The organism is Bradyrhizobium lablabi, assembly GCF_018131005.1.
Lineage (GTDB): Bacteria > Pseudomonadota > Alphaproteobacteria > Rhizobiales > Xanthobacteraceae > Bradyrhizobium > Bradyrhizobium lablabi_D.
Genome location: NZ_JAFCJK010000001.1, coordinates 600,989 through 626,959, shown reverse-complemented (window position 1 = coordinate 626,959; position 25,971 = coordinate 600,989). Strand labels below are relative to the sequence as shown.

Sequence of the window (25,971 nt, the reverse complement as noted above, 5' to 3'; positions counted from 1 at the left end):
TGCCGCTGCGACCCGCGTCCCAGCCGGAAACGCCGTTTTGCGCATCGTCCGAATTTCATTGCTGTTCCTGCTCGTCCTGCTGTTGCTGCCCTATCTGGTGACACCGTTCTACCGCACCGGCCATCCGATCTCTGCGCTCATGGCATGGCGCAGCCTGAAGGGCGCGCCGGTGTCACGGCAATGGGTCGATTTCAGCGCGATATCGCCCTATCTCGCCCGTTCGGTGGTCGGATCCGAGGATGCGAAGTTCTGCAGCCATCGCGGCATCGATTGGGGCGCGTTGCGCGAAGTGATCGACGACGCCGAGGATGGCGAGGTGGCGCGCGGCGGCTCGACCATCACCCAGCAGGTCGCCAAGAACCTGTTTCTCTGGCCCGGCCGCAGCATGATCCGCAAGGGCCTGGAACTGCCGCTCGCGCTGTGGATCGACCTCCTGCTGCCGAAGCAGCGAATCCTGGAAATTTACCTCAACATCGCCGAAATGGGCCCGTCGGGGCAGTTCGGCGCCGAGGCCGGTTCCCGATACGCCTTCGGCCGCTCCGCCGCGACACTGTCGCCGCGCGAGGCGGCGCTCCTGGCCGCGATCCTGCCCAATCCAATCAAGAGAAGCGCCCGCAGCCCCGGTCCCGGGGTGCGTCGGCTGTCTGCGATCTATATGGCCCGGGCCAGCGCAGTTCAGCGCTGCTGGAGTGAGAATCGGGCTTTCTGAGCCGATTTTGAGCGCTTTTTGCTGCAACCGACCCTAGCTTTGCGCGGTCCCTTCCTCTATAAGCGCGGCCTTACCGGCATCGCATCTTGCGCTCTCAGCGCTGTGCCGTCCGTATTTCGGACGATGCCTCCGCAACACCCCTAGAGGACACCGCTATGGCCGTTCCCAGAAGAAAAACCTCGCCGTCGCGCCGTGGCATGCGCCGTTCGGCCGATGCGCTCAAGACCCCGACCTATGTCGAGGACAAGGATTCCGGCGAACTGCGCCGCCCGCACCACCTCGACCTGAAGACCGGCATGTACAAGGGCCGCCAGGTCCTGAAGGCCAAGAAAGAGTCCTGACCTGACGTTCGGCCTGCGCGCCGCGGCCTCGCGGCGCCACGCCTGAAGTCGGCCCGCGCGTGCGATAAGAAGGGCGCGTCTGCGGCGAAGCCAGTGCATCGCTGCAATGCTCGGTTCTCCTGATGAAGGCCCAGCCCTGATGGTCAGTTTTCCGCTGCTGCTCATTCCGCTCGCGGTCTACAACATCATCGTCTTCCTGATGCCCGGCGTGTCCTTCACGGACGCACTGATCACGCTGACATTGATGTCGGGTGCGGAATGGCAGGTGACGCTTAGCGACGTACTCCTGGCAGTCGGCGTGCTGTTGCTGCTGCTCGAGGTGATCAAGGGCGCGCGCCCCGGCGCGAAATATCTCACGGATCATCTGCTGGCACTGATCCTGTTCGGCGCGGCGGCGGCCGAGTTCGTACTTTGGCCGAAATTCGGCACATCAACCTATTTCCTTCTGGTGTTGTTCGCCCTGGTCGATTTCCTGTCGGGGATTGCGCTCCACCTGCGCCGCCGTCCGCTGGTGGCGCAGGTCGCACCGGGCGCTTCCCGGGGCAGGCGCACGAAAACGCCCGAACCGGTGCTCGCGGACGATCCGCGGCCCGCGTCCGCGGCGTCGCCGGACGCATCGGTGCCGGCAGCGGCCTCGGTCGCCGAATCCGTTCTGCAGGATCAGGCCGAACCGAAGCCTGCGGTCGCGTCGCCGGACTTGCAGCCGGGCTCCCACCCCTCGCCGGACGCGCCGCCGCGCTGACTCGCTGTCCTACGGCGTTTCGGACAAAGGGGATGTCGGTCCTGATTCAATCAGAACCGTTAATGCTCTAAACAATCTGCCGGGTCCGGCGCATGACGCTGCGGCGCTCGTAGACGTGCGGGCCGTAGGCGATCTGCGCATCCGCCAACGAACCGCGCCGCAGATCGCGGGTTTGCGGCACGTGCTCGGCGGTGGCGATCAGGTGGGCGATAAAGGACGGATCGGCGTGAGTGAGCGGGATCTTGGGTGCCCAATGCGTCGTCGCGGCCAGAGGGACCAGGGCGGTGCAGGCGGCCCCACGATCATCCGTGGTCCCGCCCTCCAGAAACTCTGATTGGTTGACATCCAGCATCACGAGCAAGCCCAGCCAAACCGTCACACTTTGGGACGTTACGTCCCTCCGTGACCGGATCATGGCAAAGGTTATGCCGGCCGCCTGCACTTCGTTCCTTGTCACAGATAAACGTGGTTTCCAGATTATTTATCAGACTCGCCTAGCGTCCGATTCGATAGACTCATGATCGTTGGGCACAGCAACACCCCTGGTGTCCCAAAACGAGGCAAGCTCGATGCCCCCTGTCCCGCCAGCCGCCCGTATACTTGCCTCGCTCGGCCAGGCCACATTTATCTGGGATCTCGCGACCGATGCGATCGCCTGGAGCGACAACGCATTTGCGGTATTTCCCGACATCCCTGCGGCGTCGCTTTCGACCGGTGCTGAACTCGCCAAGCTGATCGAGCCATCGCGCTCGATGCGCGCGGAGGCGCTCAGCCATGCGATGCCGGCGCGGAGCGGTGAGTCGGTTCCCTATCGGCTCGAATATGGCGTGCGTGCCGCCAGTTCGGCTCCCGTGATCTGGATCGAGGAGACCGGCTGCTGGTTTGCAGGCGCGGACGGCCGTCCGGCACGCGCGCAAGGTGTTGTCCGCATTAACAATGAGCGCCATGCCCACGATGAGCAGCTCCTGAAACTGTCGCGGCACGATCCGCTGACCAATGAGCTCAACCGTACCCATCTGATCGCGTCGCTCGCGGAGACCCTCGAGGAGTGCGCGCGCTTCCGTGTCTCCTGCGCCTTCATGCTGATCGGCATCGACCATCTCGCGCGGGTCAACGACGCCTTCGGCTTCGACGTCGCCGACGCCGTGATCGCAGAGGTCGCGAAGCGGATCCGCGCGCGCCTGCGCGGCGGCGATATGCTCGGCCGTTTCTCCGGCAACAAGTTTGGCCTGATCCTGCGCAACTGCACCGTCGACGACACCAATGTCGCGGCCGAGCGCTTCCTTGCAGCGGTTCGCGATGAAGTGGTGCCCACCAAATCGGGACCGGTGTCGGTCACTGTCTCGATCGGTGCTGTCACCATCCCGCGGCACGCGAGGTCCGCCGAGGAGGCGGTCAACCGGGCCCAGGAGACGCTGGACGGCGCCAAGCGCCGTCGCGCCGGATCGTTCGCGCTGTGGAAGCCGAATGTCGAACGCGACGCGCAGCGCCGCGTCAACATCCGTGTCACCGACGAGATCGTCACCGCGCTGAACGAACGGCGCCTCGTGGTCGGGTTCGAGCCCGTCGTCGACGCGCGCTCCCGGCAGCCGGCGTTCTACGAATGCCTGGTCCGCATGGAGCAGGAGGACGGCCGAGCGCTGCTCGCGCCCGATATCGTCCCGGTCGCCGAGCGGCTCGGCCTGATCCGGCTGGTTGATCACCGCGTGCTCGAGCTTGCGCTCGCAGAGCTCGCAGCCGCGCCGGGGGTGCAGCTCAGCCTGAACATCTCGCCGGATACCACGATGGATCCGGACTGGTGGACGACGATTGAATCGCTGATGCGGGCGCATCCCGGAGTCGGCGAGCGGTTGATCGTCGAGATCACCGAGACGGTCGCGATCCAGGACGTTGATGATGTCCGCGGCTTCGTCACGCGGCTGAAGAATTTCGGCAGCCGGATCGCGATCGACGATTTCGGCGCCGGTTACACCTCGTTCCGCAACCTCCGCAAGCTCGGCGTCGATATCGTCAAGATCGACGGTGCCTTCGTGCAAAACATCGCGCACTCGGCGGATGACCGTGCGTTTGTGCAGACCCTGATCGATCTGGCGCGACGCCTTCAGATCAAGACGGTCGCCGAATGGGTGCAGGACGAAGAGGCCGCCGTGATGCTGCGCGAATGGGGCTGCGATTTCATCCAGGGCCGCCTGATCGGGCTCGCATCACCGGACAGGCCGTGGAGCGCGTCGGCGGAGACGATGGTGCCGGTCGCGGGTTGACTGCTGAGTCAGCCCATCGCGTTTCGAGCGAAGCCGGTTCGCGACAATACTTGAGTGGGGAGTCCGCAGCAGTGCCGAAGGCGAAAACCTACTCGTCCTTCTTCGGCTGCGACATGCGCTCGAGACGTTCCTGCATATCCTTCATCTGACGGCGCAGATCATCGATATTGTCGCTGTCAGCCGCCGGCTCCGCCACCTTTTCCGGTTCGCTCGTGGCGCCGCCGCGCTGCGGCACGAACGGCTTGAACATCGAGAAGGTCTGCTGGAACAGCTCCATATTGCGGCGAACCTGCTCCTCGAGCGGAGCAAAGGGCGTCCCGCTCAGCGCGCCTGCGATCTGCTTGCGGAATTTTTCCTGCTCTTTGGTCAGCGTCTCGAGCGACTGCTCGAGATATTTTGGCACCACCATCTGCATGCTGTCGCCGTAGAAGCGGATCAACTGGCGGAGGAATGTGGTCGGCAGCAGATTCTGGCCGGCCTTATTCTCCTGTTCGAAGATGATTTGCGCCAGTACCGAGCGGGTGATGTCGTCGCCCGTCTTGGCGTCATAGACGAGGAAATCCTCGCCTTCCTTCACCATCGCCGCGAGATCCTCGAGCGTTACGTACGTGCTCGTACCGGTATTATAGAGCCGCCGGTTCGCGTATTTCTTGATCGTGGTCGGTTGTTCAGATTTTGCCATGGGCTCTCACTTCAACACTGACGACCCTGGAACCTGACGGCATCGCCGCAGGCCAAATGCAACGCATCGCAGCAAAGGTAAGCATTTTCAAAGCGGTTCGGCTACCGTTTTGTGCGCCACGGTTAATTCCAAAGCATAGGTATTGCTCAGGAAACTGCCAAGCGCGCCATTTTGAGTGCGCCGCGGCGGGAATTGAGCCACTGTCCGATTGACATGCCTCAATCAGGTTAACAGGATGAGTGGTTAAGAGACAGGTTTGCCAACCGGGCGCCCGCCGTCGAAAACCCAAGCCTATAACCAACAGGAGAATGTCCATGTCAGACGATGTCGTCATCGTCAGCGCCGCCCGCACCCCCGTCGGCAGCTTCAACGGCGCGTTCGCCACCACCCCGGCTCATGACCTCGGCGCAATCGCCATCCGTGCGGCGCTCGAGCGCGCGGGCGTCGAGCCGGGCCAGATCTCCGAAACCATTATGGGCCAGATCCTCACCGCGGCGCAGGGCCAGAATCCGGCCCGCCAGGCCTCGATTGCCGCCGGCATCCCGGTGGAGAGCCCGGCCTGGGGCGTCAACCAGCTTTGCGGGAGCGGCCTGCGCGCGGTCGCGCTCGGCTACCAGGCGCTCGTCAACGGCGATTCCTCCGTCGTCGTCGCCGGCGGTCAGGAATCGATGAGCATGGCCCCGCACGCGCAATATCTGCGCGGCGGCGTCAAGATGGGTGGCCTCGAGCTGGTCGACACCATGATCAAGGACGGCCTGTGGGATGCTTTCAACGGCTACCACATGGGCAACACCGCCGAGAACGTCGCCAAGCAGTACCAGATCACCCGCGCGCAGCAGGATGAGTTCGCCGTCGGCTCGCAGAACAAGGCTGAGGCCGCGCAGAAGGCCGGCAAGTTCAAGGACGAGATCGTTCCGGTCACCATCAAGACCCGCAAAGGCGACGTCGTGGTCGATGCCGACGAATATCCGCGCCACGGCGCAACGCTCGATGCAATGGGCAAGCTCCGTGCGGCCTTTGAGAAGGACGGCACCGTGACTGCTGGCAACGCCTCGGGCATCAATGACGGCGCCGCTGCCGTGGTGCTGATGACCGCCAAGGAAGCGGCCAGACAGGGCAAGAAGCCGATCGCCCGCATCGTGTCGTGGGGCCAGGCCGGCGTCGATCCCAAGATCATGGGCACCGGCCCGATCCCCGCCTCGCGCGCCGCGCTCAAGAAGGCCGGCTGGAACATCGCCGACCTCGACCTGATCGAGGCCAACGAGGCCTTCGCGGCGCAGGCTTGCGCCGTCAACAAGGATCTCGGCTGGGATCCGGCCAAGGTCAACGTCAACGGCGGCGCGATCGCGATCGGCCATCCGATCGGCGCGTCGGGTGCGCGCGTGCTGGTGACGCTGCTGCATGAAATGCAGAAGCGCGACGCCAAGAAGGGTCTCGCGACCCTGTGCATCGGCGGCGGCATGGGCATCGCCATGTGCGTTGAACGCAACTGAACCAACAGCGGCGTGGCGGGTTGAGTGATGAAAACAACATCTGTCAACCGCGGCGCGAGCTGATAAGTAAGATGCCCGGCCTCGCGCCGGGCATTTTTGTTTCGGCGTGTGAGCGGGTGTAAAAGGCGGAGCAATTCCGGCTTGTAGAAGACGGCCAAGGAGGAGACGGACATGGCACGTGTTGCACTGGTGACTGGCGGAACGCGAGGTATCGGAGCTGCGATCAGCAAGGGACTGAAAGCGGCCGGCTACAAGGTTGCGGCGACCTACGGCGGCAACGACGCTGCCGCCGAGAAGTTCAAGGCGGAGACCGGCATTCCAGTCTACAAGTGGGACGTCGCCTCGTTCGACGACTGCGCGGCGGGCGTAAAAAAGGTCGAGGCTGATCTCGGCCCGGTCGACGTGCTGGTCAACAACGCCGGCATCACCCGCGACACCGCCTTCCACAAGATGACGCTCGAGCAGTGGAACGCCGTGATCAACACCAATCTCGGCTCGCTGTTCAACATGACGCGCCAGGTGATCGAGGGCATGCGCTCCCGCAAGTTCGGCCGCATCATCTCGATCTCCTCGATCAATGGCCAGAAGGGCCAGTTCGGTCAGGTCAATTACTCCGCGGCGAAGGCCGGCGACATCGGCTTTACCAAGGCCTTGGCGCTGGAGAACGCCAAGGGCGGCATCACGGTCAACGTGATCGCGCCTGGCTACATCAACACCGAGATGGTGCAGGCCGTGCCCAAGGACGTTCTGGAAAAGAATGTGATCCCGCAGATCCCGGTCAGCCGCCTCGGCGAGCCCGAGGAGATCGCGCGCGCGGTGTTGTTCCTGGCTGCCGATGATGCCGGCTTCATCACCGGCTCGACGTTGACCATCAATGGCGGCCAGTATCACGCATAAACGCGGAAGCGCCGCGGAGTGCTATCCATGATGTTGTCATGCCCGGCCTTGTGCCGGGCATTGACGTCTATACAAGGGGCCGAAGCCGGGACGTCCGGCCACGCCGGACCTTTCGATGACAACGCGTACTTCTACCCTCGTTGGATTGACTGCCATCCTGATGTGGTCGCTGCTGTCGGTCATGACGGTTGCGACCGGCAGGATTCCGGCGTTCCAACTCGCCGCCATGACGTTTGCGATCGGAGCGTCGGTCGCGTTCGCAAGCTTCCTGTTCCGCCCGTCAGCCTTCGACGCCTTGAGGCAGCCGCCAGTGGCCTGGGCCGTCGGCGTCGGCGGCCTGTTTGGCTATCACGCGCTGTATTTCCTCGCGCTGCGCTACGCGCCGCCGGCGGAAGCGGGACTCTTGAACTATCTCTGGCCGCTCCTGATCGTGCTGTTCTCCTCGCTCTTGCCGGGCGAGCGGCTCGCTGCGCATCACATCGTCGGCGCGGTGCTCGGATTAGCCGGCACCGTGTTGCTGTTCGCCGGCAACACCACCGCTTTCGCGCCCGGACAGATTCCGGGGCTTGCCGCGGCGTTCGTCGCCGCCTTTGTCTGGGCGTCCTATTCGGTGATGTCGCGGCGGCTCAAGGCGGTGCCGACCGATGCGGTCGCGGGCTTCTGTCTCGCGACCGCTGTGCTCGCGGCGCTCGTGCACCTGATGGTCGAGCCTACGATCTGGCCGGAGACGCCGCTGCAATGGCTCGCAGTCGTCGCGCTTGGTATCGGCCCGGTGGGCGCCGCATTCTTTACCTGGGACATCGGCATGAAGCGCGGAGACATCCGCGTGCTGGGCGCCGCCTCCTACGCCACGCCATTGCTCTCGACAGCGTTCCTGATCGTGGCAGGCTTTGCCACACCCAGCGCCAACATCGCGGTCGCCGCGATCCTGATCGCCGGCGGCGGTCTGATCGCTGCAAAGGACATGGTGTGGAAACGCTAGAGCCTTATCGGTTCTGATGGAGTGAAAAGAGCTCTAAAAGCGCGATGACGATTCAGCCCAATCTCATTGCGCTCCAAGACGAACTCAATCCGGCTGCCAGCCGTTCGGCGCGAGTTCGATCTTCGCGAACTCGAATCCCGGCGCCACCGTGCAGCCGACCAGCGTCCAGTCACCGGTACTCTCCGCAGCCTGCCACGCATCCGCCGGCACGATCGCCTGCGGCCGTTCGCCGCTCGTAACGTTGGGGCCGAGTCTCACCGTATGTCGGGTGCAGCCGTCATGGGTGATCTGCAGCATCAACGGCGCGCCCGCGTAGAAATGCCAGACCTCGACCGCATCGATGCGGTGCCAATGCGCGCGTTCGCCGCGCGCAAGGAGGTAATAGATCGCAGTCGAGCACGCACGGCCGTAGCCGTCGCATCGCTTATCGCGCAACGTTTCGCGATAATGCCCGCCTTCGGGATGCGGCTTCAGCTCGAGCCGAGCGATGATCTCGGCAGCCGTGGGCTGTGACATCAGGATTTGTTCTTGCGCTCGCGGAGCTCGCCGAATATCTGGGCAGGATCCGCACCCTTCATGTGCAGCCTTGCAGCGACCGATGGCTCGTCGGCGCGCAGGAACACATTGGCTTTTTTCTCGTCACCGAGCAGGGTCGGGACCGTCGGCTTGTTCTCGGCGCGCAATCTCGCCACTTCCTCGGCGCGGGCTTTCAGCGCCGGATTGTCGGGTTCGACGGTGAGCGCGAACTTCACATTGGACGCGGTGTATTCGTGTCCGCAATAGAGCCGAAAATCGTCCGGCAGCGCGCGCAGCTTCAGAAGCGAATCCCACATCATGGGATAGTTGCCCTCGAACACGCGTCCGCAACCGATCGAGAACAGCGTGTCGGCAGCAAACACTACCTTCTCGGCGTCGAACACATAAGAGACATGGTCGAGCGTGTGGCCGGGGGTCTCCACCACTCGCGCCAGCAGGCTACCAACCTTGATCACGTCGGCATTGACGACGCGCAGGTCGACATTGGCAATCTTGGTCGACTTGTCGTGCGGCGCGACGACGCGGCAACCATATCGCTGCTTCAGCTCGGCGACGCCGCCAACATGGTCGCCATGGTGATGGGTGATCAGGATGTCGGTCAGCGTCCAGCCTTCGCGTTCCAGCGCCCGGATGATCGGGCCAGCCTCCGGCGCGTCGACCGAGGCGGTCGCCTTGGTCGCGGGGTCGTGGATCAGATAGCCAAAATTGTCGGTAAGGCAGGTGAAAGTGCGAATTTCCGCAGCCATGACATCTCCACGAATGGCAAGGGCCGTGACGCTAGCACGCCCAATATAAGGGTGAAATATGGCGTTAACGCTCATCCGGCAACGCAATTTTCCGCGCCCCGCCGCCTTTGGCAGCATGTTAGGTTGGGGATATGGACGTCATCGACCTGCGCGATTTCTATTCGCAGCGCCTCGGCATTGTGGCGCGGCAGCTCATCAACCGCGGTATCCGCGAACGCTGGCCCAATGCGGAGGGCCAGCGCGTGCTGGGGCTCGGCTATCCGACGCCCTATCTCGGGTTGTTTCGCGAAACGTGTGAGCGCTGCATCGCCTTCATGCCGGCGGCTCAGGGTGTGCTGAAATGGCCGACCGGCCGGCCGGCGCTGGCCACCCTGATCGACGAGTTCTCGATGCCGCTGCAGGAAGCTGCGGTCGACCGCGTGCTGCTCGTGCACGCGCTTGAAATGTCTGATGATCCGGAGCGGCTGCTGCGCGAGGTCTGGCGCGTGCTCGCACCGTCGGGGCGGCTTATCGCGGTGATTCCGAATCGCCGCGGCGTGTGGACGCGCACCGACACCACGCCGTTCGGCCATGGCCGGCCGTATTCGCGCGCGCAGATCACGCAATTGCTGCGGCAGACCTGGTTCACGCCGACGGCGTGGGGCGAGGCGCTGTTCATGCCGCCGGTCGCCGGCGGCTGGTTCCTGCGTTCGGCGACGGCGTGGGAGCGCGTCGGCGCTGCGCTGTCACTGCCGTTCGCCGGCGTGCACATCGTCGAGGCGAGCAAGCAGATCTATCGCGCGATTCCCGCAAATCGCCAGCGCACGCGGCTCATACCATCGCTGCAGCCGGTGCTGGTGCCGTCATCGCCGACGCGGGCCTGACAGTAATCTTGTTGTGAAGCGAGAGCTGTGGTGGGCAAAGCGAAGCGCGCCCAACACAGGAATACCAGAACGCAGCATCATCGGTTCTGATTTAATCGGACCGAAGCTCTCGATTCTTGTTTTGACGCGTTTTCGCTGCGCGAGTCGGCCTCGACTTCGCTCGAAAACGCCGTGACGCGCGTTAGCCGGCCAACCCCGAACGATCCGAAGGCCTACTCGCCGTTGAAGTCTTCGCTCGGCGCGGACTGCGCGGCCATGTCGGGACGCGGGCCATGCGGGCGGCGCCGGCGGCGCGGGAAGCGCTCGCCGCGCTCGTTGCTGCGTTCGCCGCGCTCGCCACCATTGCCTTCATAGGCGCCGTTGACCTGCGGCGGCGAGTTTCCGGTGATGAAGGAGGGCAGACGATCGACGCCGGCGTCGGCCAGCACCGGCTGCGGCTGATTCTGCGGTTGCGGCTGATATTGCGGCTGCGGACGATGTTCGCGCTCGCGGTGCTCGCGCGGCTGCTGCTGTTCGCGCTGAAAGGGCTGCTGCCCGTTGTCGCGCATGAACGGCTGGGGCTGCGGCACAAAGCCCGGCTCCTGGCCAAAGCTCGAATAGCTGTCGCTATCGTCATAGCTGTCGTCCGACGACGTCACTTCAGCGTCGGGGCGAGGCAGCTGCTGATTCTGCCGGAACTGCTCCTGCGCAGCCGCGATGATGCGGTAATAGTGCTCGGCATGCTGGTAGTAGTTTTCGGCGGCGACGGGGTCGCCGGAAGAGCGCGCGTCGCGCGCGAGCTGGACATATTTCTCGGCGACGTGGGAGGCGGTGCCGCGGATCTTGATGTCGGGTCCATTCGATTCGTAGACCCGCGTAAGGGGATTCTGGCCGCGTCGATTATTATTGTTATTGTTATTGTTTCGGTTGCGCATCCGCTTGTTGTTCTGACCGTTTCTCATGTCTCGCCTTTTATTCCAGCCCTGAAGTTATTGCAGTTCACGCTTCAATCGCGATTTCGCGCGCAGCTTTACGCACACGGAATCGTAATACCGTCCGAATTGGCTTCGAAGTCGCCGACCATCGCGTTCAGCAAAGACGCGTTCCCCAACCGCCGGCGGTTCCTGCCAGCGACCAAATCATTCAGCCCGCCGAGACAGGCCCAGTTCTCTAACGTAAGTCTTCAAGCGCAATAACGGCTTTCGTTCGCTTGGCGGTCAGAGCAGCACAGCTCCAGCTATTGCGCTCAATTCGACCTGCGGTTTTGGAACCTTTCAATCGGCGGGCTCTCGCTCGAAAACCCTGGTCATCACCCGTAGGCTACGGGGCCAGCACCGATGTTGTGACTGGAACGTAGTCGTTCCCGGGAGATATTCCAAGAGGTTTTTTTGCGTTTCAATAGGACTTTATCGGGGCAAGCCGGCGGGCGGAAACCGCCCGCGGAATACCTGCCAGATCGGCTCTGGGGGGCTCCGTTGTGGTTAATCCGGCCGCCGTCATCAAAGCTTCAATTTCGTCGCTCTGGCCGTGTCCTGCCTCCACGACAAGGCTGCCATCCGGCGCCAGCAGCCGTGCAGATTGCGAGATCAGCGTGCGATAGGCATCGAGCCCGTCGGCCCCACCATCGAGCGCCGCGCGCGGGTCGTGGTCGCGCACCTCGGTAGCGAGACCGGCGATATCACCAGAGCGGATATAGGGCGGATTCGACACGATCAGGTCGAACGGACCTTCGAGCCCACTCGCATAGTTGCAGACGACGAACGTCGCGCGATCGGAGAGTTGGAGCTGCGCGGCGTTCTCGCGCGCCGTCCGCAGCGCCTCCGTCGAGATGTCGGTGCCGACACCTTGCGCCGTCGGCAGCTCCGAGAGCAGCGCGAGCAGGATTGCGCCGGAGCCTGTGCCGAGGTCGGCGATGCGCAAGCCATCAGCCGTGGCGCCATCGGAGCGCACGATCTCGAGCGCGCGCTCGACGATGGTCTCGGTATCGGGCCGCGGTACCAGCGTGGCCGCGGAAAGCTTGAGCGGCAGTCCCCAGAACTCCTTGACGCCGACGATTCGCGCGACCGGCTCGCCGGCGAGGCGCCGTTGCGCGAAAGTCTCAACACGCTCCGACTCCTGCGGCGTGATCGTGCGATGAGCCGATGTGACCATGCCAGTGAGGTCGAGGCCGAGCGCGAAGCCGAGCAGGAGACGCGCGTCGAGCTCGGCGGAGTCGTTGCCGGCAGCGTTGAAGCGCGCCGCCAGCGCGCGCCGGGCGGCGTCGATGGATTGACTCACGCCGCCGCACCCTGCGCGGCGAGCTGCGCGGCCTGATGTTCCGTCGTCAGCGCGTCGATCAATTCGCCGAGCGCTTCGCCTGAGATCACCTGCGGCAGCTTGTAGAGGGTCAGATTGATGCGGTGGTCGGTGACGCGTCCCTGCGGGAAATTGTAGGTGCGGATGCGTTCGGAGCGGTCGCCGGAGCCGACCTTCTCCTTGCGGTCGGCCGAGCGCGCGGCGTCGACGCGCTGGCGTTCGGCGTCGTAGATGCGCGAGCGCAGGATGTTCATCGCCGATGCCCGGTTCTTGTGCTGCGAACGGCTGTCCTGCATCATCACCACGATGCCGGACGGGATATGGGTGATGCGGATCGCCGATTCGGTCTTGTTGACGTGCTGGCCGCCCGCTCCTTGCGCGCGCATGGTCTCGATTCGCAGGTCCTCGTTCTTGATCTCGACGTCGACGTCCTCGACCTCGGGGAGCACGGCGACCGTGGCGGCCGAGGTGTGGATGCGGCCCTGCGTTTCGGTGTCGGGCACGCGCTGCACGCGATGCACGCCCGATTCGAATTTCAGCTTTGCGAAGGCGCCGCGGCCCCGCACCTCGGCAATGATCTCCTTGTAGCCGCCGACGGTGCCCTCGCTCGCAGAGATCACCTCGACCTTCCAGCCCTGCAAATCGGCGAAGCGCTCATACATGCGGAACAAGTCGCCGGCGAACAGCGAGGCTTCGTCGCCGCCGGTGCCGGCGCGGATTTCCAGCACCACGTTGCGGTCATCCATGGCGTCCTTGGGCAACAGCGCGACGCGGATCTTCTGCTCGAGTTCATCGATCCGCGCCTGCAGCGTTTCGAGCTCTGCTTCCGCCATGCCGCGCATTTCCGGATCAACCGCAGGGTCCGCCAGCAGCGCTTCGGTGTCGGCAAGCTCGATGCGCGCTGAACGATAGGTCTTTACGGCGTCGATCAGCGGATTGAGCTCGGCGAGCTCGCGCGTGATCTGTACGTAGCGCTCTGAATTGACCTGGCCCAGCAACTCGGCCTCGAGGGAGGCGTGGTGAGCGAGCAGGATGTCGAGTTTGGCTTCGGGTAACATGCGAGGTTCTCAAGCGACGGGAGCGGGCGGGCGGCGAGGGCGACGGCAGCGTCGCTACAAGGCCAGTCCCTCGGCTTCGGCAAATTTTGTCAGCTTTTCGCGGATCGAAACGCTACCGGACGGCGCATCCAGCAGCGGGTTGATCATCGCCTCCGCCTTCCTGGCGTCGAGGTCGAGGACCATCGCCTTGACCGGGCCATGCGCGGTCGCCGACAGCGACAGCGAGCGATAGCCGAGCGCGATCAGTGCCAGTGCGCCGATCGGCTTCGACGCCATCTCGCCGCAGAGCGAGGCCGTCTTCTTCGCGGCTTGCGCCTTGCGCACGATGTCGCGCAGCGCGCGCAGGATTGGCGTCGACATGGGGTCGAAGCGCTCCGAGACCTTGGCGTTGCCGCGGTCGACCGCAAACAGGAACTGAAACAGGTCGTTTGAGCCCACCGAGACGAAGTCGACCTTTTTCAAGAGTTCGTCGAGCTGGTAGAGCAGGGCCGGCACTTCGACCATGGTGCCGACGTCGATGCGTTCGGGCAGCGCATGTCCGTGCTGGCGCAGATAGGTCAGCTCGCGCTCGACGATCGCCTTGGCCTGGTCGAACTCGGCGACTTCGGAAATCATCGGAAACATGATCTTCAGCGCGCGGCCGCCGCCGGCACGCAGCAGCGCGCGGATCTGGCCGCGCAGCAGGCCGGGACGATCGAGGCCGAGGCGGATCGCGCGCCAGCCGAGCGCGGGATTTTCCTCGATCACGGTCTCCATATAGGGCAGCGCCTTGTCGCCGCCGATGTCCAGTGTGCGGAAGGTGACGGGCTTCGTGCCCGCGGCGTCGAGGACCGTGCGGTACAGCGCGAGCTGGTCGCTGCTGCGCGGCAGGCTCGGGCTCACCATGAACTGCAATTCGGTCCGGAACAGACCGATGCCGGCGCTGCCGGTGTCGTCGATATGGGGCAGGTCGATGGTCAGCCCGGCGTTGATCAAAAGCTCGATTGGCTGGCCGTCCCTGGTCACGCAGGCCTTGTCGCGCAGCGCCGAATACTGCGCCTGCCGCCGGGCACGGAAGCGCACCCGCTCGGCATAGGCGGATTCGATCTCGGCGGAGGGGCGGACATAGATCTCGCCGGACGTACCGTCGACGATGATGGCGTCACCCGGATCGGCGATGCCGGGCGCGTTCGGCACCTCGCCGACGGCGGGGATGCCGAGCGCGCGCGCCACGATCGAGACGTGGGAGTTCGCTGTGCCTTCCTCGAGCACCAGACCGCGCAGCCGCTTGCGGTCATAGTCGAGCAGCGCGGCGGGGCCCATCGCGCGTGCGATCAGGATGGCGTTGTCGGGTAATTGCTCGCGCGAGGGCGCGTGGTCCTGCCCGACGAGCTGGCGCATCAGGCGATGGCCGAGGTCCTCGAGGTCGTGCAGGCGTTCGCGCAGATAGGGATCGGTCGAGCGCAGCATGCGTGCACGGGTGTCGGACTGCACGCGCTCGACGGCGGCTTCCGCGGTCAGGCCGGTGCCGACGGCCTCGTGCAGCTTGTGCGACCAGCCATGATCGTTGGCGAACATGCGGTAGGCTTCCAGGACCTCGCGGTGCTCGCCGCCGTCCGCGACGTCTCCGCGTTCCAGCATGCGGTCGAGGTCAGAGCGCAGGTTCGTGAGCGCCAAGTCGAGCCGCTTGATTTCCTTCGGCAGGTCCTCGGCAATGTAATTGGTGATGACGACGCGCGGCTCATGCAGCACGACATGGCCGAGCGCGATGCCGTCGGAGAGGACCGCGCCGGTCTTGTGCAGAGAGTGTCTTGCCGCGGGCTCCGCGCCGGGCTGCGCCAGCGCGGCAAGCTCGCCGGAGGCGATCATCTCCGCCAGCACCATGGCGGTGGTTTGCAGCGCCTCGACCTCTTCCTCGACATAGGTGCGCTTGGCGCGGTTCTGCACCACAAGCACGCCGAGCGTGTTGCCCGCGCGCAGGATCGGCACGCCGAGGAACGAATGGTAGATTTCTTCGCCGGTTTCCGGACGATAGGAGAAGGCCGGATGACTCTGCGCGTCCGAGAGGTTCAGCGGTGTCGCCTCGCTGGCGACGAGGCCGACAAGGCCCTCATGTGCGCTGAGGACGGTGCGGTGCACGGCGTCGCGGTTGAGACCCTCGGTGGCATAGAGCTCGAGCGTATTGTCGACCCGCAGCACATAGGTCGAGCAGACCTCGGCCACCATGTTGGCCGCGATCAGCACGACGATCTTGTCAAGGCGCTCCTGGGCGGAGACTTGCTCCGCCATGGTCTCGCGGAGCCGTCTCAGCAAGACGCGGGGGCCTCCCGACGCGCTCCGCATGCCTTTGAACCCTCCCCCGCGAGGCCAGCACACCGGGATTGCCGGCGGTTGGCGCCAAATTCGTTAGCCAACAATTTTAATCGTTCGGCATCACCGCAAGCGCCACCCGTGCCGAATCGGGATCGCCAAAACTGTGACACAATTTGCGGCAGCCCACCTCTCTGGCCGTATAGCCAATCGAGGCTTGCTTTGCCAAGCAAAACGCCTGCCAGTAGCAGATAACGTCTGCGTCAGCCCAATGCTGCGCCCGCTAAGAGAAAATCCGACTACCAGCCCAACCGAACGAGAGATTGTGATCCTCTCTATGGACCGGTGTCCCCTACATGAACTGCTACGTCTGATCCAGCCCGTACAGCGTGTGCAGCGTGCGCACGGCGAGTTCGGTATAGGCCGCGTCGATCAGTACCGAGAATTTGATCTCGGAGGTGGTGATGGCGCGGATGTTGATGTTGCGCTCTGACAGCGCCTTGAACGCCTTCGCCGCGACGCCCGCATGGCTGCGCATACCGCTGCCGATCACCGACACCTTGGCGACGTCGGTCGCGGTATCGAGGCGCGCATATCCGATCCTGGCCTTGGCCGAGGTGATGGTATCCTTGGCGCGGTTATAGTCGGTGGCCGGAACAGTGAAGGTGAGGTCGGTGGTCTGGCCGTCCTGGGACACATTCTGCACGATCATGTCGACGTTGATGTTGGCATCCGCGAGCGGCCCGAAGATCGAGGCGGCGACGCCCGGCTTGTCCTCGATCTGGCGCAGGGAAATCTGAGCTTCGTCCTTCGAAAAGGCGATGCCGGTGACGACGTGGCTTTCCATGATTTCCTCCTCGCTGCAGATCAGCGTGCCGGGCGGGGTGCCATGTGGGTCGATATCCTCGGGCCTGTCGAAACTCGAGCGGACGAAGATCGGCATGTTGTGAACCATGCCGAGTTCCACCGAACGGACCTGCAGGACCTTGGCGCCCTGCGAAGCCAGCTCCAGCATGTCCTCGAACGCAATCTTGTCGAGCCGGCGCGCCTTCGGCACCACGCGCGGATCGGTGGTGTAGACGCCGTCGACGTCGGTATAGATGTCGCAGCGGTCGGCGCGCAGCGCAGCGGCGATCGCCACCGCCGAGGTATCAGAGCCGCCGCGGCCGAGCGTGGTGATGCGGCCGGTCTGCGGATTGAGGCCCTGGAAGCCGGAGATCACGGCGACTTCCTTGCGGTCCTTGAAGCGGCCGACGATCTCGGCGCCGTCGATCTCGAGGATGCGGGCCGAGGCGTGGGCGTCGGAGGTCTTGATTGGAATTTGCCAACCCTGCCACGAACGCGCCTGGATGCCGATGCCTTGCAGCGCAATGGCAAGCAGCCCCGATGTGACCTGTTCACCTGAGGCGACCACCGCGTCGTATTCGCGCGCATCGTGTATCGCGGAAGCGTCAGTGCACCACGCGACCAACTCGTTGGTCTTGCCGGCCATCGCCGACACCACGACCGCAACCTCGTGCCCCGCATCGACCTCACGCTTCACGTGCTGCGCAACGTTGCGGATTCGATCGATATTGGCGACGGATGTACCGCCGAATTTCATCACGAGGCGGCCCATGACGACGCGTCAGTTCCTTGACAGAGGATAAGAGGGTCACCCGCACCCAAAACCGCAAGCGCCGGGACCGAAACGCGCGTATACATAGCGCCGCGCTCGGGGGCAAGCCGGTTCCTCGAGGGGGGTTCGACCGCTCGGGGCAGAGCTGTGGCGGAGGGGTGACTCAGGGCAGATTATGGGCCGTTACATCGACGAAATCCTGCAGCCGGGCGAAAAGGTGCTGTATTCGACCAACGCGCACTGGATGTTCTATCTGCCGGCGATCGGGGCCTGGATCGTGGTGCTGGTGCTGCTGATTCTGTCGCGCATGGTGACGGTCGACGGCCTGGTCATGCTGTGCCTTGCCGCCGCCGCCGTGGTGGCGGTCGCGGCGCTGTATTGGACCGGCACGGCCTGGTTCCATCGTTGGACAACCGAGACCGACGTTACTAACTTCCGAATCGTCCACAAGACCGGCTTCATCACGCGTCGCACCTTCGAGATGAGTCTCGACAAGGTCGAGAGCGTGGACGTCAACCAAAGCGTCTTGGGACGGATCCTCAACTATGGCGACGTCACCATCCGTGGCGTCGGCGAAGGCATCGAGACGATCAAGAATATCGCCGCGCCGCTCGCATTCCGCAGTCACATCACCGCGCGATAGGGGCGCGCGTCAACATGGCCATGCAGTCTAGCTTCTCGTCATCCAGCTCGGTCGATCCGGCAGAGGTCGCCAAATTCTCCAAACTGTCGGATGAATGGTGGGATCCACGCGGCAAGATGGCGCCGCTGCACAAGATTAATCCGTTGCGCCTGACCTACATCCGCGACGCTGCCTGCCGCAAGTTCGAGCGCAACGTGCGCAGCCTGCGCTGCTTGTCCGGCCTGCGCATCCTCGACATCGGATGCGGCGCCGGGCTGCTCTGCGAGCCGTTCACGCGGCTCGGCGCGCAGGTGATCGGCATCGATCCCTCCGCCACCAACATCGCGGCCGCCAAGTTGCATGCCGACAAGGGCCATCTGTCGATCGACTATCGCTGCACCACCGTGGAGGAGATGGACGTGCGCGAGCGCTTCGACATCGTGCTGGCGATGGAAGTGGTCGAGCACGTTACCGATGTCGGCGCCTTCCTCAAGCGCTGTGCTGCGATGCTCAAGCCCGGCGGGTTGATGGTGGTCTCGACGCTGAACCGCAACTGGAAGAGCTTTGCGCTCGCGATCGTCGGCGCTGAATACGTGCTGCGCTGGCTGCCGCGCGGCACCCATCAGTGGAACAAGTTCGTCACCCCCGACGAGCTCGCGCGCTACCTCGCCGACGTCAGCCTCACCATCACCGACCAGACCGGCGTCGTCTACAATCCGCTTGCCGACAAGTGGTCGATGGCATCCGACACGGACGTGAATTACATGGTGGTGGCGGAGGAGGCGTAGCCTCGCCTCGTCCCCTAATAGCGAGCTCCTCCGCTCGTCTCGACCCCCGCAAGAGCGGGCGAGGGAGCTGGTGCAATCCTGTCATGCGTTGCGTCAGTTGACCGTATCGGCGGTAGTCGGCACGGTGGCCTGCCATTCCCGCCCAACACGATTTCCTTTCGCATATGTTTACAATCGCCTCACTCTGGATCCCCTTCACGATCATCGCTGCGCTTGGGCAGGTCGCGCGCAATGCGATGCAGCGATCGTTGACCGGGCCATTGGGCACCTGGGGCGCGACCAACATCCGCTTCCTGTTCGGTTTCCCGTTCTCGGTGCTCTTCTTCGTGCTGGTGTTGGCGGTGACGGGCGACCACGTGCCGTGGCCGACGCCGGCATTTTGGCCATGGCTGCTGCTGGGCGCGCTGAGTCAGATCATTGCGACCGGGCTGATGTTGCTCGCAATGAACGATCGCTCCTTCGTGGTAACGACGGCGTACCTGAAGACCGAGGCGATCCAGACCGCGATCTTCGGGTTCATCTTCCTCAGCGATCACCTGACCTGGCTGAAGGTGCTGGCGATCTTGATCGCGACCATCGGCGTCGTCATCACGGCGCTGCGGCCGGGCGGCGAAAAGGGATTTGCGGAGTTGAAGCCGACGATCATCGGCCTTGTCGCCGCCGCCGCATTTGCGCTTTCGGCGATCGGATTTCGCGGCGCGATCATCACGGTGCCGGGCGTCTCCTTCGTGACGGCGGCAACCTACACGCTGGTTTTCGGGCTGTTCGTGCAGACCATGATCTTGTCGGTCTATCTGCTGCTGCGTGCTCCCGACGTGCTCTGGAAAATCCTTGGCCTGTGGCGGCCATCGATGCTGGCGGGCTTCATGGGCGCGTTTGCGTCTCAGTTCTGGTTCCTGGCGTTCGCGCTGACCGCCGCGGCGAATGTCCGCACGCTGGCGCTGATCGAGGTGTTGTTCGCGCAGGCGGTCGCCTATTATTCGTTCAAGCAGCCGATCTCGGCGCGCGAGCTCACGGGCACGATTCTGATCGTGATCGGTGTCGCGCTGCTGGTTGCTGCGTAGCTTCCGACGCGCTTTCTTCGAGCGAACCGGGGCTCACTTCACTCGAAAACGCTTTCGATCACCCTTTGGCTGCAATCAGCATGGCGCCGGCCGAGATCAGCGCAATCCCGATCCATCCGTAAAGCGATGGCCGCTCGCCGAGAAATGCCACGCCGAACAGCGCCACCAGCACCACGCTCAATTTGTCGACTGGCGCCACCAGCGTCGCTGGTCCGAGCTTGAGTGCGCGGAAATAGCAGATCCAGGATGCGCCGGTGCCGAGCCCGGACAGCAAGAGGAAGATCCAGCTCCTGGTCGGGATCGGGCCGGACTGGGTGAACTGGCCGGTCGCAAACAGGATTGCCGACAGCGTGATCAGCACGATGACGGTGCGGATGAGCGTTGCGAGGTCGGAGTTGATGCCCTCGACGCCGACTTTGGCGAAGATTGCGGTGAGGGCTGCAAACACGGCCGAGAGGAATGCCCAGACTTGCCAGGAGGAGAAGGTGTCGGGGCTCATCTGCGTCCCATAGGCGGATTGGCCTAAACCGTCATCGCAGGCGAAGCGAAGCGATCCACGGCTCGACAAGCAATTGCTTCCGTCTTCGCCAAGACTCCGGCGGACGGTGGGCGCCTCGCTCGCTCAATCACGGGAGCGTGGACTAATTCCGGTCTTCCGGAACCGTCGGCAGCGGCGAGACCTCGACGCCCTCGTCGATCAGCGCGCGCGCCTCTTCCGGTGACGCCTCGCCATAGATAGGGCGGTGCTCGATATCGCCGTAATGCATGGCGCGCGCTTCCCTTGGGAAGCGCTCGCCGACATTATCGGCGTTCTTGACGATGTGGTCACGCAGCTCTTTGAGCTTGGCGCGCAGTTCGTGCTCATGGGCCATCATCAGCGACGTCGGCGTTGCCTCCGCGGGCGCGGCCGGCGCCGGCGCGGCGGTCTCGCGGCCCTTCTTGCCGACGATCCGCGGGGCCATGATCGCGCGCTCCACATTGGTCGAACCGCAAGTCGGGCATTCGATCAAATGACGCCGTTCCTGCGTTTCGTAGGCCGACGAGTTCTGGAACCAGCTTTCGAACTCGTGGGCGTGCGCGCAGCGCAGGGTGTAGCGGATCATGCGGAGCCCCGGACGAGGTGCAGGTGCTCCGGACCAGCCTTGGGATCGGCGATCCCGAAGCGCCTGCCGTGTTGCAGCGAGGGCACGGCCTTGCGCGCGGCCTCGACCTTGGCGGTATCGATCCTGGCAAGGAACACGCCGGGCTCGACGCCACCCTCGGCGATGATCTCGCCCCAGGGATCGACGATCAGCGAATGGCCGAAGGTCTCGCGCTTGTTTTCGTGCAAACCGGCCTGCGCGGCGGCAAACACGAAACAGCCTGTTTCAATGGCGCGTGCCCGCAACAGAGTATGCCAATGCGCTTCGCCGGTCTTGCGGGTAAAGGCGGAGGGCACGGTGAGGAAGGAGGCGCCGGCTTCGGCCAGCGCACGATAGAGCGCCGGGAAGCGCACGTCGTAACAGATGGTCAGCCCGATCCGGCCCCAGGGCAGGTCCGAGATCACGGCGGTCTCGCCCGGCTGGTAGTTTGCGGATTCGCGATAGCTCTCGCCGCCCGGCAGGTCGATATCGAACATATGGATCTTGTCGTAGCTTGCGAGCAGATTGCCGTCAGGCGCGATCAGGAACGAGCGGTTCACCGCCTTTTCCGGCGAGAAACGCAGCGCCAGCGAACCGATGTGAAGATGGATCTTCAGCTCGGCGGCAAGTGCGCGATAAGCCTTCAGCGACTTGTCGTCCTCTTCGCTGGCGAGGTGCTCGAACAGCGCCGTGCGGTTCAACTGCATCATGTTGCTGACTTCTGGCGTCAGCACATAATCGGCACCCTGCGCCGCCGCCTCGCGGATCAGCCGGGCGCCCTGCTCGAGGCTTGGGCCCGGCAGCAACGAGGTGCGCATCTGCACCATGGCGGCGGTGAACGTCGCGTCCATGCCCATCAGGCACCACCTCCGTTGGCGAGCAGACCGTCGAGCTTGCCGTCGCGGTCGAGCGCGTACAGCTCATCGCAGCCGCCGACATGGGTCTCGCCGATGAATATTTGCGGGAAAGTCGAGCCGGCGCCGGCGCGGCGGTACATTTCCTCGCGGTAGGCGGGATTGCTGGTGATGCTCAATTCGGTAAACGCCGCCTTCTTGCGTGTCAGCAGGGATTTGGCTGCGGAGCAATAGCCGCAGCCCGGGCGGGTATAGATTTCAACGGCGGACGTCATGGCATGCTCGGTTGGCTCGGGATACCACATTATATGGGAGCACGGTGGCTATCGACAACCCGGGCAAAGACTAGCACATCGACCTGCGCAGCTTTCGCCCGCAACAGGGCGCGCGCGCAGGAATCGACGGTGGCGCCGGAGGTCAGCACGTCGTCGATCAGGATCACGCGGCGGCCCTGGATATCAGCCCTGCGCTCGTCGGCGACCTTGAAGGCCCCCTGGACATTGCTGGCGCGTTGGCTGCGCGACAGTCCGATCTGCTGCTCGGTGGCGCGGACACGCCGGAGCGCATCTGAGGCCATCCCGACGCCGCTCTGGCGCGAGATCACCTTGGCGAGCACGCCGGATTGGTTGTAGCGCCGGCTCCAGCCGCGCCGCCAGTGCAGGGGAACCGGAACCAAAAGGTCGGCGCCGTCGAGCAATTCGCGTCCCGCCCGCGCCATCCAGCGGCCCATCGCGGGCGCGAGGTCGGTGCGGTCCTGGTATTTCAGCGCATGGACAAGGGTGCGCGCCACGTCGTCATAGCGAACCGCGGCGCGGGCGCGCTGGTAGGCCGGCGGATTGGCGATCGCCTCCATCGACAGCAGCTCGGGCCCGGGATCGTAGACGAAAGGAATGCCAAGCCGCGGACAGAACGGCGCCGCGATGAACGACAGCTTGGCCCAGCACCCGGCGCAAACGCCCTCGCCATCGACCGGCTCGCGGCAGGATACGCAGAGCGTCGGCAACGCAATGTCGAGTGCGAGCCGTGCGGTCTGCGTCCATACGCCGCGGAACGTCGCAAACGCGCCGCGGAGACGGCTCGCGACGATGCGTGACGGTGATGACTCGGCGCCCATGGCACAAGGCTAGCGCCGGGTAGGACAAGGCTCAAGCTCCGGATTGCCAGTGAAGAAGGTCCGGCGTAACGAACCGGCATGGCTTCGAACCCGACCACGGCACCCCTCCTGTTTGACCGCGCGCTGCTCGGCGCACGGCTCCAGCGTGCGCGGCGCGAGGGCGCGGCGACGTTCCTGCTCGAGCGCGCGGCCGAGGATATGACGGATCGATTGCTTGCGGTGGCACGGACGTTTTCCGCCGCTGCCGATATCTGGACGCCGGGCGGCAGGCTTGCAGATGCATTGCGCGATCGGGTCGGGTCGATAGACGCCATTGAGTGCTCCGCGCCCGAAGCGCTCGGCTTGCCGCCGGAATCGCTGGACCTGGCCGTCTCGGCGCTGGCCTTCCAGTTCGTCAACGATTTGCCCGGCGTGCTCGCGCAGATTCGCCGCGCGCTGAGGCCGGACGGGCTGCTGCTTGCGGCGATGCTGGGCGGCGATACGCTGACCGAACTGCGGCAAAGCTTCGCCGCGGCGGAGGCCGAATGCGAGGGCGGCGCCTCGCCACGCGTCGCGCCGTTCGCCGATCTGCGCGATGTCGGCGCGCTGCTGCAGCGGGCCGGCTTTGCTCTGCCGGTCACCGACGTCGATCGCGTCGTGGTGCGCTACGACAGTGCCTTTGCGCTGATGCAGGATTTGCGGCGCATGGGCGCGACCAACATCCTGCGTGAGCGCCGCCACACGCCGACCCGCCGCGCCACCATGCTGCGCATGGCGCAGATCTACGGCGAACGATTCGCCGACCCCGACGGTCGCATCCGCGCCACGTTCGACATTGTCTGGCTGTCCGGCTGGGCGCCGCACGAGAGCCAACAGAAACCGCTCAGGCCGGGCTCGGCCAAAGCGAGCCTGGAAGCGGCGATTAAGAGGCAGCCAAACACCTAGCTCCGTCATGCCTGGCCATGACGAGGGGAATGCTTGGCGCTATGCCTACAGCAACAGATCGATCAGATGCGGCAGCAGCGGGATATCCGCGGGCGGCATCGGATAGTCGCGCAATTTGTTCGCGCGAACCCAGGCAAGCTTCTGGCCTTCGCGCGCCACCACCATGCCGTCCCAGCGTCGGCAGATGTAGAGCGGCATCAACAGGTGGAAGGTCTCGTAGGCGTGGCTCGCGAAAGTCAGCGGCGCGAGGCACGGCTCGCTCACCGTGATGCCGATCTCCTCGTGCAGCTCGCGGATCAAAGTCTGTTCCGGCCGCTCGCCGGGCTCGATCTTGCCGCCCGGGAATTCCCACAGGCCCGCGAGCGCCTTGCCCTCGGGACGCTGCGCGAGCAGTACGCGCTTGTCGGCATCGACGAGCGCGCAAGCGGCGACGAGGATCAGCTTGATGTCATCAGCCATGCGGCCTGAATGCCTCGATGTGATGGTCAGCCTTCATAAGCCAGCAGTTGGTGCAGGACCAAACGGTTTGTTGCCGGGAAGCTCGTCACTGATGTCCGCATCGGAGCGCTCTCACCGTCACCCTGAGGAGGCCGCAAAGCGGCCGTCTCGAAGGGCGACGGCCCGGCTCTTTCCGCGCGGAGGCAGCCGGGCCTTGCATCCTTCGAGACGCGCTACGCGCTCCTCAGGATGACGGAACGGAACGTCTGCAACGGTTAAGACCGATAATCGCCGTTGATCGCGACATATTCCTTGGTGAGGTCGCAGGTCAGCACGCGGTCGCGGCCCTTGCCGAGGCCAAGCGCAACCTTGATCTGGATCTTCGGCGCCTTCATCGCCTCCGATACCTCGTTTTCGTTGTAGGAAGGATCGCGCGCGCCGCTCTTGGCAACGCGGATGCCGTTGAAGGAGATCGAGAGCTTGTCGCGATTGGCAGGCTCGCCGGCCTTGCCGACAGCCATCACCACGCGGCCCCAATTGGCGTCCTCGCCGGCGATCGCGGTCTTTACCAGCGGTGAATTGGCGATCGACATCGCGATTTTGCGCGCGGACGTCTTGGTGGTCGCGCCCTCGACGATGACTTCGACGAGCTTGCGCGCGCCTTCGCCGTCGCGCGCCACTTGCTCCGAAAGGTCGGCGAGAACACCCTGGAACGCCTTCGCGAAAGCCTTCAGGCGCGGGTCGCTCGCGCGGCTGATCCTCGGCGCGCCATGCGCGGCCGCGGCTCCCGTCGCGAAGGCGAGCAGCGTGTCCGAGGTCGAGGTGTCGCCGTCGATCGTCACGGCATTGAAGGTGTCCTCCACACCGGTCTTGAGCAGGGACTGCAGTGCGGCTGCCGACAGCGGCGCGTCGGTGAAGATGAACGAGAGCATGGTGGCCATGTCGGGCATGATCATGCCGGCGCCCTTGGCCATGCCGCTGATCGTCACCGTGGCCTTGCCGAGCTTCGCGGTCGCGGTCGCGACCTTGGGGAATGTGTCCGTGGTCATGATCGCCTTCGCCGCATCCATCCAGTGATCAGGCGTTGCGGTCTCGGCGAGCGCCGCCAGCACGCCGTCGAACTTGCTGGCGTCGAGCGGCTCGCCGATCACGCCGGTTGAAGCCAGGAACACATCTGATGCCGCGCAGCCGACCGCCTTCGCCGCGATCTGCGCAGTCAGCGCGGTGGACTGCTTGCCGGTCTTGCCGGTGAAGGCGTTGGCGTTGCCGGAGTTCACGACCAGCGCGCGGGCCTTGCCGCCTTTCAGCCTGGCGCGGCACCATTCCACCGGTGCAGAGGGGCATTTCGACCTGGTGAAAACGCCGGCAACCGTCGCCCCCTCGTCCATCACCGCGAGCAGCACGTCGGTGCGCCCCTTGTAACGGATGCCGGCCGCGGCCGTGGCAAGTCTTACGCCCGCGATCACGGGCATGGCGGGAACGTCTGACGGGGCGAGGGGGGAGACAGCGGTGGACATGGGAGGCTTCCGGCGTTGCGAGGAAGCGCTCCTTATC

General features: G+C 64.6%; 28 protein-coding genes. 12 read left to right on the top strand and 16 right to left on the bottom strand.

The features are described from left to right. The first annotated feature begins 37 nt into the window (after positions 1 to 37). The 3 genes from mtgA to JQ553_RS02915 all read left to right on the top strand — a co-directional run bounded on the left by mtgA (position 38) and on the right by JQ553_RS02915 (position 1,792). The gene (gene mtgA, locus JQ553_RS02925) at positions 38 to 709 is read left to right on the top strand and encodes a monofunctional biosynthetic peptidoglycan transglycosylase (protein WP_212498374.1); all 672 of its coding nucleotides are present in this window, start codon (positions 38 to 40) and stop codon (positions 707 to 709) included. Between the two features lie 155 nt (positions 710 to 864). Continuing rightward, a complete protein-coding gene (gene rpmF / locus JQ553_RS02920) occupies positions 865 to 1,050 on the top strand; it encodes a 50S ribosomal protein L32 (RefSeq protein ID WP_044536294.1) in 186 nt (61 codons plus the stop codon). A 139-nt stretch (positions 1,051 to 1,189) separates the two neighbouring features. Next, entirely contained in the window at positions 1,190 to 1,792 is a 603-nt protein-coding gene (locus JQ553_RS02915; RefSeq protein WP_212498373.1) for a hypothetical protein, read from the top strand. 67 nt (positions 1,793 to 1,859) lie between these two features. On the opposite strand, the gene JQ553_RS02910 is transcribed toward JQ553_RS02915, so the two are convergent. Beyond that, positions 1,860 to 2,144 carry a hypothetical protein gene (locus tag JQ553_RS02910; protein ID WP_212498372.1) on the bottom strand — a complete coding sequence of 95 codons (285 nt, stop codon included), beginning with the start codon at positions 2,142 to 2,144 and terminating at the stop codon, positions 1,860 to 1,862. A 217-nt stretch (positions 2,145 to 2,361) separates the two neighbouring features. Between JQ553_RS02910 and JQ553_RS02905 the strand changes: the two genes are divergently transcribed. Beyond that, positions 2,362 to 4,053, top strand: a complete 1,692-nt coding sequence (locus JQ553_RS02905; protein ID WP_212498371.1) for a bifunctional diguanylate cyclase/phosphodiesterase — start codon at positions 2,362 to 2,364, stop codon at positions 4,051 to 4,053. A gap of 88 nt (positions 4,054 to 4,141) precedes the next feature. Here JQ553_RS02905 and phaR read toward each other — a convergent pair whose 3' ends face one another. Then, positions 4,142 to 4,735 carry a polyhydroxyalkanoate synthesis repressor PhaR gene (phaR, locus tag JQ553_RS02900; RefSeq protein WP_212498370.1) on the bottom strand — a complete coding sequence of 198 codons (594 nt, stop codon included), beginning with the start codon at positions 4,733 to 4,735 and terminating at the stop codon, positions 4,142 to 4,144. A gap of 314 nt (positions 4,736 to 5,049) precedes the next feature. On the opposite strand from phaR, the gene JQ553_RS02895 reads away from it, so the two are divergent. The 3 genes from JQ553_RS02895 (at position 5,050) to JQ553_RS02885 (ending at position 8,107) form a co-directional block, all read left to right on the top strand. Beyond that, positions 5,050 to 6,228 (top strand): acetyl-CoA C-acetyltransferase, encoded by a 1,179-nt coding sequence (locus JQ553_RS02895; protein ID WP_212498369.1) that lies wholly within the window; start codon positions 5,050 to 5,052, stop codon positions 6,226 to 6,228. A gap of 171 nt (positions 6,229 to 6,399) precedes the next feature. Continuing rightward, a complete protein-coding gene (gene phbB / locus JQ553_RS02890) occupies positions 6,400 to 7,125 on the top strand; it encodes an acetoacetyl-CoA reductase (RefSeq protein WP_212498368.1) in 726 nt (241 codons plus the stop codon). A gap of 115 nt (positions 7,126 to 7,240) precedes the next feature. Next, a complete protein-coding gene (locus tag JQ553_RS02885) occupies positions 7,241 to 8,107 on the top strand; it encodes a DMT family transporter (RefSeq protein WP_212498367.1) in 867 nt (288 codons plus the stop codon). A gap of 84 nt (positions 8,108 to 8,191) precedes the next feature. Here the strand turns inward: JQ553_RS02885 and JQ553_RS02880 are convergent, their stop codons facing one another. Beyond that, positions 8,192 to 8,623, bottom strand: coding sequence for a cupin domain-containing protein (locus tag JQ553_RS02880; RefSeq protein WP_212498366.1), 432 nt, complete (start codon positions 8,621 to 8,623; stop codon positions 8,192 to 8,194). Next, positions 8,623 to 9,390, bottom strand: coding sequence for a hydroxyacylglutathione hydrolase (gene gloB, locus JQ553_RS02875; protein ID WP_212498365.1), 768 nt, complete (start codon positions 9,388 to 9,390; stop codon positions 8,623 to 8,625). The genes JQ553_RS02880 and gloB overlap by 1 nt, the downstream gene beginning before the upstream one ends. A gap of 131 nt (positions 9,391 to 9,521) precedes the next feature. Between gloB and JQ553_RS02870 the strand changes: the two genes are divergently transcribed. Then, on the top strand, positions 9,522 to 10,253 hold the full coding sequence (locus JQ553_RS02870) for a methyltransferase domain-containing protein (protein ID WP_212498364.1): 732 nt from the start codon (positions 9,522 to 9,524) through the stop codon (positions 10,251 to 10,253). A gap of 212 nt (positions 10,254 to 10,465) precedes the next feature. On the opposite strand, the gene JQ553_RS02865 is transcribed toward JQ553_RS02870, so the two are convergent. The 5 genes from JQ553_RS02865 to JQ553_RS02845 form a co-directional block, all read right to left on the bottom strand. Then, the gene (locus JQ553_RS02865; protein WP_212498363.1) at positions 10,466 to 11,194 is read right to left on the bottom strand and encodes a DUF4167 domain-containing protein; all 729 of its coding nucleotides are present in this window, start codon (positions 11,192 to 11,194) and stop codon (positions 10,466 to 10,468) included. A gap of 433 nt (positions 11,195 to 11,627) precedes the next feature. Continuing rightward, positions 11,628 to 12,509 carry a peptide chain release factor N(5)-glutamine methyltransferase gene (gene prmC / locus JQ553_RS02860; RefSeq protein WP_212498362.1) on the bottom strand — a complete coding sequence of 294 codons (882 nt, stop codon included), beginning with the start codon at positions 12,507 to 12,509 and terminating at the stop codon, positions 11,628 to 11,630. Next, the gene (gene prfA, locus JQ553_RS02855) at positions 12,506 to 13,585 is read right to left on the bottom strand and encodes a peptide chain release factor 1 (protein ID WP_212498361.1); all 1,080 of its coding nucleotides are present in this window, start codon (positions 13,583 to 13,585) and stop codon (positions 12,506 to 12,508) included. Before prfA ends, prmC begins: the two co-directional genes overlap by 4 nt. Positions 13,586 to 13,639: 54 nt before the next feature. Next, positions 13,640 to 15,907, bottom strand: a complete 2,268-nt coding sequence (gene ptsP / locus JQ553_RS02850; protein ID WP_212498360.1) for a phosphoenolpyruvate--protein phosphotransferase — start codon at positions 15,905 to 15,907, stop codon at positions 13,640 to 13,642. 331 nt (positions 15,908 to 16,238) lie between these two features. Further along, entirely contained in the window at positions 16,239 to 17,492 is a 1,254-nt protein-coding gene (locus tag JQ553_RS02845; protein WP_212498359.1) for an aspartate kinase, read from the bottom strand. A gap of 175 nt (positions 17,493 to 17,667) precedes the next feature. Here JQ553_RS02845 and JQ553_RS02840 point away from each other — a divergent pair, with 175 nt between their 5' ends. The 3 genes from JQ553_RS02840 to JQ553_RS02830 all read left to right on the top strand — a co-directional run bounded on the left by JQ553_RS02840 (position 17,668) and on the right by JQ553_RS02830 (position 19,966). Then, on the top strand, positions 17,668 to 18,135 hold the full coding sequence (locus JQ553_RS02840; RefSeq protein WP_212498358.1) for a PH domain-containing protein: 468 nt from the start codon (positions 17,668 to 17,670) through the stop codon (positions 18,133 to 18,135). Positions 18,136 to 18,149: 14 nt separating this feature from the next. After that, positions 18,150 to 18,902, top strand: a complete 753-nt coding sequence (gene ubiG, locus JQ553_RS02835) for a bifunctional 2-polyprenyl-6-hydroxyphenol methylase/3-demethylubiquinol 3-O-methyltransferase UbiG (protein WP_212498357.1) — start codon at positions 18,150 to 18,152, stop codon at positions 18,900 to 18,902. Positions 18,903 to 19,066: 164 nt separating this feature from the next. Beyond that, positions 19,067 to 19,966 (top strand): EamA family transporter, encoded by a 900-nt coding sequence (locus tag JQ553_RS02830; protein WP_212498356.1) that lies wholly within the window; start codon positions 19,067 to 19,069, stop codon positions 19,964 to 19,966. A gap of 58 nt (positions 19,967 to 20,024) precedes the next feature. Here JQ553_RS02830 and JQ553_RS02825 read toward each other — a convergent pair whose 3' ends face one another. The 5 genes from JQ553_RS02825 to JQ553_RS02805 form a co-directional block, all read right to left on the bottom strand. Next, positions 20,025 to 20,465, bottom strand: a complete 441-nt coding sequence (locus tag JQ553_RS02825; protein ID WP_212498355.1) for an EamA family transporter — start codon at positions 20,463 to 20,465, stop codon at positions 20,025 to 20,027. Between the two features lie 142 nt (positions 20,466 to 20,607). Further along, entirely contained in the window at positions 20,608 to 21,069 is a 462-nt protein-coding gene (locus JQ553_RS02820) for a DUF1178 family protein (RefSeq protein ID WP_212498354.1), read from the bottom strand. Beyond that, positions 21,066 to 21,944, bottom strand: a complete 879-nt coding sequence (locus JQ553_RS02815) for a carbon-nitrogen hydrolase family protein (RefSeq protein WP_212498353.1) — start codon at positions 21,942 to 21,944, stop codon at positions 21,066 to 21,068. Before JQ553_RS02815 ends, JQ553_RS02820 begins: the two co-directional genes overlap by 4 nt. Continuing rightward, positions 21,944 to 22,216 (bottom strand): glutaredoxin 3, encoded by a 273-nt coding sequence (grxC, locus tag JQ553_RS02810; protein ID WP_212498352.1) that lies wholly within the window; start codon positions 22,214 to 22,216, stop codon positions 21,944 to 21,946. Before grxC ends, JQ553_RS02815 begins: the two co-directional genes overlap by 1 nt. A 29-nt stretch (positions 22,217 to 22,245) precedes the next feature. Next, positions 22,246 to 23,055, bottom strand: coding sequence for a ComF family protein (locus JQ553_RS02805; protein ID WP_212498351.1), 810 nt, complete (start codon positions 23,053 to 23,055; stop codon positions 22,246 to 22,248). Between the two features lie 78 nt (positions 23,056 to 23,133). Between JQ553_RS02805 and JQ553_RS02800 the strand changes: the two genes are divergently transcribed. Continuing rightward, positions 23,134 to 23,979 carry a methyltransferase domain-containing protein gene (locus JQ553_RS02800; protein ID WP_212498350.1) on the top strand — a complete coding sequence of 282 codons (846 nt, stop codon included), beginning with the start codon at positions 23,134 to 23,136 and terminating at the stop codon, positions 23,977 to 23,979. Between the two features lie 45 nt (positions 23,980 to 24,024). Here the strand turns inward: JQ553_RS02800 and JQ553_RS02795 are convergent, their stop codons facing one another. After that, a complete protein-coding gene (locus tag JQ553_RS02795) occupies positions 24,025 to 24,438 on the bottom strand; it encodes a (deoxy)nucleoside triphosphate pyrophosphohydrolase (RefSeq protein WP_212498349.1) in 414 nt (137 codons plus the stop codon). Between the two features lie 254 nt (positions 24,439 to 24,692). After that, positions 24,693 to 25,934 (bottom strand): bifunctional glutamate N-acetyltransferase/amino-acid acetyltransferase ArgJ, encoded by a 1,242-nt coding sequence (argJ, locus tag JQ553_RS02790; protein WP_212498348.1) that lies wholly within the window; start codon positions 25,932 to 25,934, stop codon positions 24,693 to 24,695. Between the last annotated feature and the right edge of the window lie 37 nt (positions 25,935 to 25,971).

What these genes read in the sequence shown, in the direction of transcription:
- phaR (WP_212498370.1), bottom strand. Translation starts at nt 4,735, where the DNA reads ATGGCAAAATCTGAACAACCGACCACGATCAAGAAATACGCGAACCGG.
- JQ553_RS02840 (WP_212498358.1), top strand. Translation starts at nt 17,668, where the DNA reads ATGGGCCGTTACATCGACGAAATCCTGCAGCCGGGCGAAAAGGTGCTG.
- JQ553_RS02805 (WP_212498351.1), bottom strand. Translation starts at nt 23,055, where the DNA reads ATGGGCGCCGAGTCATCACCGTCACGCATCGTCGCGAGCCGTCTCCGC.
- JQ553_RS02815 (WP_212498353.1), bottom strand. Translation starts at nt 21,944, where the DNA reads ATGGGCATGGACGCGACGTTCACCGCCGCCATGGTGCAGATGCGCACC.
- JQ553_RS02820 (WP_212498354.1), bottom strand. Translation starts at nt 21,069, where the DNA reads ATGATCCGCTACACCCTGCGCTGCGCGCACGCCCACGAGTTCGAAAGC.
- ubiG (WP_212498357.1), top strand. Translation starts at nt 18,150, where the DNA reads ATGGCCATGCAGTCTAGCTTCTCGTCATCCAGCTCGGTCGATCCGGCA.
- JQ553_RS02895 (WP_212498369.1), top strand. Translation starts at nt 5,050, where the DNA reads ATGTCAGACGATGTCGTCATCGTCAGCGCCGCCCGCACCCCCGTCGGC.
- JQ553_RS02845 (WP_212498359.1), bottom strand. Translation starts at nt 17,492, where the DNA reads ATGGGCCGCCTCGTGATGAAATTCGGCGGTACATCCGTCGCCAATATC.
- JQ553_RS02910 (WP_212498372.1), bottom strand. Translation starts at nt 2,144, where the DNA reads ATGCTGGATGTCAACCAATCAGAGTTTCTGGAGGGCGGGACCACGGAT.
- JQ553_RS02800 (WP_212498350.1), top strand. Translation starts at nt 23,134, where the DNA reads ATGGCTTCGAACCCGACCACGGCACCCCTCCTGTTTGACCGCGCGCTG.
- JQ553_RS02795 (WP_212498349.1), bottom strand. Translation starts at nt 24,438, where the DNA reads ATGGCTGATGACATCAAGCTGATCCTCGTCGCCGCTTGCGCGCTCGTC.
- ptsP (WP_212498360.1), bottom strand. Translation starts at nt 15,907, where the DNA reads ATGCGGAGCGCGTCGGGAGGCCCCCGCGTCTTGCTGAGACGGCTCCGC.
- JQ553_RS02905 (WP_212498371.1), top strand. Translation starts at nt 2,362, where the DNA reads ATGCCCCCTGTCCCGCCAGCCGCCCGTATACTTGCCTCGCTCGGCCAG.
- JQ553_RS02870 (WP_212498364.1), top strand. Translation starts at nt 9,522, where the DNA reads ATGGACGTCATCGACCTGCGCGATTTCTATTCGCAGCGCCTCGGCATT.
- JQ553_RS02825 (WP_212498355.1), bottom strand. Translation starts at nt 20,465, where the DNA reads ATGAGCCCCGACACCTTCTCCTCCTGGCAAGTCTGGGCATTCCTCTCG.
- JQ553_RS02880 (WP_212498366.1), bottom strand. Translation starts at nt 8,623, where the DNA reads ATGTCACAGCCCACGGCTGCCGAGATCATCGCTCGGCTCGAGCTGAAG.
- rpmF (WP_044536294.1), top strand. Translation starts at nt 865, where the DNA reads ATGGCCGTTCCCAGAAGAAAAACCTCGCCGTCGCGCCGTGGCATGCGC.
- JQ553_RS02865 (WP_212498363.1), bottom strand. Translation starts at nt 11,194, where the DNA reads ATGAGAAACGGTCAGAACAACAAGCGGATGCGCAACCGAAACAATAAC.
- phbB (WP_212498368.1), top strand. Translation starts at nt 6,400, where the DNA reads ATGGCACGTGTTGCACTGGTGACTGGCGGAACGCGAGGTATCGGAGCT.
- prfA (WP_212498361.1), bottom strand. Translation starts at nt 13,585, where the DNA reads ATGTTACCCGAAGCCAAACTCGACATCCTGCTCGCTCACCACGCCTCC.
- gloB (WP_212498365.1), bottom strand. Translation starts at nt 9,390, where the DNA reads ATGGCTGCGGAAATTCGCACTTTCACCTGCCTTACCGACAATTTTGGC.
- argJ (WP_212498348.1), bottom strand. Translation starts at nt 25,934, where the DNA reads ATGTCCACCGCTGTCTCCCCCCTCGCCCCGTCAGACGTTCCCGCCATG.
- JQ553_RS02885 (WP_212498367.1), top strand. Translation starts at nt 7,241, where the DNA reads ATGACAACGCGTACTTCTACCCTCGTTGGATTGACTGCCATCCTGATG.
- grxC (WP_212498352.1), bottom strand. Translation starts at nt 22,216, where the DNA reads ATGACGTCCGCCGTTGAAATCTATACCCGCCCGGGCTGCGGCTATTGC.
- JQ553_RS02915 (WP_212498373.1), top strand. Translation starts at nt 1,190, where the DNA reads ATGGTCAGTTTTCCGCTGCTGCTCATTCCGCTCGCGGTCTACAACATC.
- JQ553_RS02830 (WP_212498356.1), top strand. Translation starts at nt 19,067, where the DNA reads ATGTTTACAATCGCCTCACTCTGGATCCCCTTCACGATCATCGCTGCG.